The organism is Clavibacter lycopersici (assembly GCF_003576405.1).
Taxonomy (GTDB): Bacteria; Actinomycetota; Actinomycetes; order Actinomycetales; family Microbacteriaceae; genus Clavibacter; species Clavibacter lycopersici.
Map to the genome: position 1 here is coordinate 1 of NZ_QWGT01000170.1, position 6,107 is coordinate 6,107.

The 6,107-nt window shown below is 71.5% G+C and carries 5 protein-coding genes; all 5 read right to left on the reverse strand.

What is annotated here, in order from left to right; all coding sequences use genetic code 11:
• Positions 1-61: 61 nt before the first annotated feature.
• Complete coding sequence (locus tag DZG00_RS11085) at positions 62-595, reverse strand: hypothetical protein (protein ID WP_119455625.1); 534 nt, start codon at positions 593-595, stop codon at positions 62-64.
• A 132-nt stretch (positions 596-727) separates the two neighbouring features.
• Entirely contained in the window at positions 728-1,753 is a 1,026-nt protein-coding gene (gene ilvC / locus DZG00_RS11090; RefSeq protein ID WP_012298794.1) for a ketol-acid reductoisomerase, read from the reverse strand.
• 141 nt (positions 1,754-1,894) lie between these two features.
• Positions 1,895-2,404: an acetolactate synthase small subunit gene (gene ilvN, locus DZG00_RS11095; RefSeq protein ID WP_012037781.1), complete on the reverse strand. Its 510-nt coding sequence runs from the start codon at positions 2,402-2,404 to the stop codon at positions 1,895-1,897.
• Entirely contained in the window at positions 2,401-4,236 is a 1,836-nt protein-coding gene (locus DZG00_RS11100) for an acetolactate synthase large subunit (protein ID WP_233549133.1), read from the reverse strand. Before DZG00_RS11100 ends, ilvN begins: the two co-directional genes overlap by 4 nt.
• A 44-nt stretch (positions 4,237-4,280) precedes the next feature.
• A complete protein-coding gene (gene ilvD, locus DZG00_RS11105; protein ID WP_119382712.1) occupies positions 4,281-5,975 on the reverse strand; it encodes a dihydroxy-acid dehydratase in 1,695 nt (564 codons plus the stop codon).
• Between the last annotated feature and the right edge of the window lie 132 nt (positions 5,976-6,107).

Consider the following 6,107-nt stretch of genomic DNA (forward strand, 5'->3'; position numbering starts at 1 on the left):
CGGCCACGCCGCGTCCGGACGGGAGCGGTCGCGGGGGCGCCGACCGCGGCCCGGTCGCCGCTCATCGCGTCACCAGCCAGGGCCAGGGGAAGAGGACGACGGCGCCCGCGGCGAGCACGAGCATGCGGCGTCCGACGCGCATCCCGCGGAGGGCTGCGAGGACGGCGGCCAGCCACAGCGGCGGAGCGAGCACCGTGAGCGCCTCGGTCGCCTGCGCGACGCCGACCTGGAACGCGGATCCGGCGCTCGACGGGTTGTCGCGCACGACGAAGAACCAGGCGATGGCCTCGAGGATCGCGACGGCGCCGAAGAAGGCGAGCCCCACGACCTCGGGCGATGCGTCGGGCGCGGCCTCGTCATCGGAGGTCGGGCGGACGCGCGGATCCTCGGATGCGGACGCGGTGGCGTCGCTGCCGGCGGCGGCACGGCGCGCGGCCGTCGCGCCGAGGGCCGAGGCGCGGCCGGTCCCGGTCGCGGGGGCGGCGTCGGGGCGGCGGCGCGGCACCGCGCGCTGCGGCTCGGGCGAGCGGGCGAGCGTGGGATCCGCCTCCTCGCCGGCCCAGCTGAGGGCGTCGTCGTCGGGGGTGCTGGGCATCCCCCGATGGTACGTGCTCGGCGCCGAGCGACCCCGCACACGGCACGGCCGCCGGCATCCGGGGACACGGGGACGCGAGGACGCCCGGTCGCGCGAGGCGACCGGGCGTCCGGTGGTGCGGGTGGGCGTCGGCTAGCGCGCGACCGACCCGTCCGTGTAGTCGTCGTCGGCCTTGTTCCACGCGAAGAGCTTGCGCAGCTCGCGGCCGGTGGACTCGATCGGGTGCTCCTCGCCCTTCTTGCGGAGCTCGAGGAACTCGGGCGCGCCGGCGTCCTGGTCCTTGATGAAGCGGTCGGCGAACGCGCCGGACTGGATGTCCGCGAGGACGGCCTTCATGTTCTCCTTGACGTCCGGCGAGATGACGCGCGGGCCGGAGACGTAGTCGCCGTACTCGGCCGTGTCGGAGATGCTCCAGCGCTGCTTCGCGATGCCGCCCTCCCACATGAGGTCGACGATGAGCTTGAGCTCGTGCAGCACCTCGAAGTACGCGATCTGCGGCTGGTAGCCCGCCTCGATGAGCGTCTCGAAGCCGTACTGCACCAGCTGCGAGGTGCCGCCGCAGAGGACGGCCTGCTCGCCGAAGAGGTCGGTCTCGGTCTCCTCGGTGAAGGTGGTGCGGATGCCGCCGGCGCGCAGGCCGCCGATGCCCTTCGCGTACGACCAGGCGAGGTCCCACGCCTTGCCGGACGCGTCGACCTCGACGGCGACGATGACCGGGACGCCGCGGCCGGCCTCGAACTCGCGGCGCACGGTGTGGCCCGGGCCCTTGGGGGCGACGAGGACGACGTCGACGCCCTCGGGCGCCTCGATGTAGCCGAAGCGGATGTTGAAGCCGTGCGCGAAGACGAGCGTCTTGCCCTCGGTGAGGTTGTCGCGGACGCTGTCGGCGTAGAGGCCGCGCTGGTGCTGGTCGGGCGCGAGGATCACGATGACGTCGGCCCATGCGGACGCGTCGGACGGCGTCTTCACCGTGAAGCCCTGCTCCTCGGCCTTGGCGCGGCTCGTCGAGCCCTCCTTGAGGCCGATGACGACCTCGACGCCGGAGTCGCGGAGGTTCAGCGCGTGCGCGTGGCCCTGCGAGCCGTAGCCGATGACGGCGACCTTGCGACCCTGGATGAGCGAGAGGTCGGCGTCCTTGTCGTAGACGATGTCAGTCACGTGATGGATCTCCTTGTTCTGTCGTCCCCGCGGAAGGGCGAGGGGCGGTCGTGCCGGGCTGTCGCGCGTGGGCGCGGGGCATGCGTTCGTGCCGTGCGCGGGGAGCCTAGCGGCTGCCCCGCGCGACGGGTCGGGGTCGTCCTAGGCGGTGCGGAAGACGCGGTCGGTGATGGACTTGGATCCGCGGCCCATGGCGAGGAGGCCCGACTGCGCGAGCTCCTTGATGCCGAACGGCTCGAGCACGCGGAGGAGGGCCTGGACCTTCCCCGAGTCGCCCGTGACCTCGATGATCAGCGCGTCGGTGGCCACGTCGACCACGCGCGCGCGGAACAGGTTCACGGCCTCGAGCACCTGCGAGCGCGTGGTGTTGTCGACGCGCACCTTGACGAGCAGGTGCTCGCGCTCGACGGCCTGGCCGGGATCGAGCTCCACGATCTTGATGACGTTGATGAGCTTGTTCAGCTGCTTCGTCACCTGCTCGAGCGGGAGCGCCTCGACGTCCACGACCACCGTGATCCGCGACAGCCCCTCGATCTCGCTCGCGCCGACGGCCAGCGACTCGATGTTGAAGCCGCGGCGGGCGAAGAGCCCCGCGACGCGCGTCAGCAGGCCGGGCTTGTCCTCCACGAGGAGGCTCAGGATGTGGCTCACTTCTCGGTCCTCCCGGTCTCCGCGAGGTCGTCGTCCCAGTCGGGGGCGTGGTCGCGGGCGTACTGCACGGCGCTGTTGCTGAGGCCCTGCGGCACCATCGGCCACACCATCGCGTCGCGGCTGACCACGAAGTCGATGACCACGGGCCGGTCGTTGGTGGCGAGCGCCAGGCGGATCGCGTCGTCCACCTCCTCCGGCTTCGTCACGCGGATCCCGAGGGCGCCGTACGCATCGGCCATCTTCACGAAGTCGGGCACCATGCGCGTGCCGCCGCCCGTGTTGAGGTCGGTGTTCGAGTAGCGGCCCTCGTAGAACAGGGTCTGCCACTGGCGCACCATGCCGAGCGACGAGTTGTTGATGATCGCGACCTTGATGGGGATGTCGTTGATCGTGCAGGTGGCGAGCTCCTGGTTGGTCATCTGGAAGCAGCCGTCGCCGTCGATGGCCCACACGTCCCGATCCGGCTGGGCGACCTTCGCGCCCATCGCGGCGGGCACCGAGTAGCCCATGGTGCCGGCGCCGCCGGAGTTGAGCCAGGAGTTGGGGCGCTCGTACTTGATGAACTGCGCGGCCCACATCTGGTGCTGGCCGACGCCGGAGGCGAATACGCCCTCCGGGCCCGTGATCTCGCCGATGCGCTGGATGACGTACTGCGGCGCGAGCTGGCCGTCCTCGGGCGGCGTGTAGCCGAGCGGGAACTCCTCGCGGAGCCCGTCGAGGTACGTCCACCAGTCGGCGATGTCCTGCTCGACCGCGGATGCGGCCTTCGCCTCGCGGAAGGCGACGGCGAGGTCGGCGATGACGTCCTTCGCGTCGCCCACGATGGGGACGTCCGCGATGCGGATCTTGGAGATCTCCGCCGGGTCGACGTCCACGTGCACGACCTTGGCGTTCGGCGCGAAGAGCGATGCCTTGCCGGTGACGCGGTCGTCGAAGCGCGCGCCGAGCGAGACGAGCAGGTCGGACTCCTGCAGCGCGAGCACCGCGGGCACCGTGCCGTGCATGCCGGGCATGCCGAGCTGCTGCGGGTGGGAGTCGGGGAACGCGCCGCGCGCCATGAGCGTGGTGACGACGGGGGCGCCGACCGCCTCGGCCAGCGCGAGGAGCTCCTCGTGCGCCTTGGCGCGGATCACGCCGCCGCCGACGTAGAGGACGGGCTTCTTCGCCTCGACGAGCAGCTGGGCCGCCGCGGCGATCTGCTTGCCGTGCGCCTTGACGACGGGGCGGTAGCCGGGCAGGTCGATCTTCGGCGGCCAGTGGAACGGCGCCTCGAGCTGCTGCGCGTCCTTCGTGATGTCGACGAGCACCGGACCCGGGCGGCCCGTGGAGGCGATGTGGTACGCCGACGCGATGGTCGACGGGATGTCCTCGGGCCGCGTGACCAGGAAGCTGTGCTTCGTGATGGGCATCGTGATGCCCACGATGTCGGCCTCCTGGAAGGCGTCGGTGCCCATCAGGGTCGAGAAGACCTGGCCCGTGATCGCGAGGAGCGGCACCGAGTCCATGTACGCGTCCGCGATGGCCGTGACGAGGTTCGTCGCGCCGGGGCCGGAGGTCGCGATGCAGACGCCGGTGCGTCCGCTCGAGGACGCGTAGCCCTCCGCGGCGTGGCCGGCGCCCTGCTCGTGGCGGACGAGGATGTGGCGCAGCTTCGTCGAGTCCATGAGCGGGTCGTAGGTGGGGAGGATGGCGCCGCCGGGGAGGCCGAAGATGTCGTCGACCCCGAGGAGCTCGAGGGTGCGGACGACCGCCTCGGCCCCGGTGAGGATCTCGTCGCCCTGGTGGGCGGTCGGCGCCTGCGGCGTGGGGGGCGGGGTGGGCAGAGCTGGCATGGGTGCGCGATTCCTGGGAGAGGGTGCTGGAGGTGAGGAGGGGGTCATCCCGTGATCGCGCCCTCGGCGGCCGAGTGCACGAGCTTGGCGTACTTGGCGAGGACCCCGCGCGTGTAGCGCGGCGGGAGAGGTGCCCACCCCTCACGGCGGGCGGCGAGCTCGGCCTCGTCGACCAGTAGGTCGAGCGTGCGAGCGGCGATGTCGACGCGGATCCGGTCTCCATCGCGCACGAAGGCGACGGGACCTGCGTCCACCGCTTCGGGAGCCATGTGGCCGATGCACAGTCCGGTTGTGCCGCCTGAGAATCGACCGTCCGTCAAGAGTAGTACATCCTTGCCGAGGCCAGCGCCCTTGATGGCGCCCGTGATGGCGAGCATCTCGCGCATGCCGGGGCCGCCCTTCGGGCCCTCGTAGCGGATGACGATGACGTCGCCCTTCGAGATGCGGCCCTCGGTGAGAGCGTCCATGGCGGCGCGCTCGCGCTCGAAGACGCGGGCCGGGCCCTCGAACACGTCGAGGTCGAAGCCGGCCGTCTTGACGACCGCGCCCTCGGGGGCCAGCGACCCGTGCAGGACGCTGATGCCGCCGGTGGCGTGGATGGGGTCGTCCATCTTGCGGAGGACCGTGCCGTCGAGGTCCGCCAGGTCCATCGACTCGAGGTTCTCGCGCATCGTGCGTCCGGTGACGGTCATGACGTCGCCGTGCAGGAGTCCCGCGTCGAGCAGCGCCTTCATGACGACGGGGACGCCGCCGACGCGGTCGACGTCGTTCATGACGAAGCGGCCGAAGGGCTTGAGGTCGCCGAGGTGCGGCACGCGGTCGGCGATGCGGTTGAAGTCGGACAGCTGCAGGTCGACCTCGGCCTCGCGCGCGATGGCGAGCAGGTGGAGGACCGCGTTGGTGGATCCGCCGAACGCCATGACCACGGAGATGGCGTTCTCGAACGCCTCCTTGGTCATGATGTCGCGCGCGGTGATGCCCTTCGCGATGAGGTTGACGACGGCCTCGCCGGAGCGGTGAGCGAAGTAGTCGCGACGGCGGTCGGCGCTCGGCGGGGCGGCGGATCCGGGGAGGCTCATGCCGAGGGCCTCGGCGACGCTCGCCATGGTGTTCGCGGTGTACATGCCGCCGCAGGCGCCCTCGCCCGGGCAGATGGCCTTCTCGATGCGGGTCAGGTCCTCCTGGCTCATCGTGCCGGCCTTGCACGCGCCGACCGCCTCGAAGGCGTCGATGATGGTGACCTCCTTCTCGGTGCCGTCCGAGAGCTTCACCCAGCCGGGGGCGATGGATCCCGCGTAGAGGAACACCGAGGAGAGGTCGAGGCGGGCCGCGGCCATGAGCATGCCGGGGAGCGACTTGTCGCACCCGGCGAGGAGCACGGAGCCGTCGAGGCGCTCGGCCATCATGACGGTCTCGACGCTGTCGGCGATGACCTCGCGCGAGACGAGCGAGAAGTGCATGCCCTCGTGGCCCATGGAGATGCCGTCGCTGACGGAGATGGTCCCGAACTGGAGCGGGTAGCCGCCGCCCGCGTGCACGCCCTCCTTGGCGCCCTGCGCGAGGCGGTCGAGGCTGAGGTTGCAGGGGGTGATCTCGCTCCAGGAGCTCGCGACGCCGATCTGGGGCTTCGCCCAGTCCTCGTCGCCCATCCCGACGGCGCGGAGCATGCCGCGTGCTGCGGTGGCCTCGATCCCGTCGGTGACGTCGCGGCTCCGGGGCTTCATGTCGATCTCAGGCATGGCATGAGTTTATGTCCTGCCGTGGACCAGTCCCGGCCGCCTGGGGGACGCGCGGGACGGCCGGCTCAGCCGAAGCCCGGCGGCAGGCGACCGGCGTCCGCGTCGCCGTCGCGGCCGTCGTGGCCGGGGTCG